1 protein-coding gene and 1 pseudogene are annotated in these 397 nt (G+C 45.1%); both read left to right on the top strand.

Translation table 11 applies throughout. The features are described 5' to 3' along the window. Positions 1-191, top strand: a pseudogene (locus CKO50_RS24170) (IS5/IS1182 family transposase); the annotation flags it as partial. Between the two features lie 38 nt (positions 192-229). Further along, positions 230-397, top strand: a 168-nt coding sequence (locus CKO50_RS25195; protein WP_368665267.1) for a transposase, incomplete at its 3' end; no start/stop codon positions are given.

Here is a 397-nt window from a genome sequence, read left to right as displayed (position 1 = left end):
CAACCACGCAAACACCACAAAAGCACCTGTTTCAAATCGAGCTTATTGATATTGTTTCACCACGCCATGAGTTAGTGAAGCTAGCAAAAATCATTGATTGGCAGCGTCTAGAGGTTGAATTTAAACAGCATTATGGCGATAAAGGCGCTGGCGCCAAGCCTATCCGCCTACTTGCGGCCTCGAATACCTGAAACAAATTCACAAACTGTCTGACGAAAATACGGTAGCCATGTGGTGCGAAAACCCGTATTGGCAATATTTTTGTGGCATGCAATTTTTCACCCATGAGCCGCCTTGCTGCCCAAGTTCAATGACACGCTTTCGTAAGCGAATTGGCGAAGATGGGGTTGAATTAATGCTGTCGTTAACTGTTGATGCGGGCCTTAAAAGTAATACC

It is taken from the genome of Pseudoalteromonas sp. HM-SA03, from assembly GCF_002289345.1.
Taxonomy (GTDB): domain Bacteria; phylum Pseudomonadota; class Gammaproteobacteria; order Enterobacterales; family Alteromonadaceae; genus Pseudoalteromonas.
The sequence above is the reverse complement of the archived record's forward strand: the minus strand, read 5'-3'. Positions and strand labels throughout refer to the sequence as shown.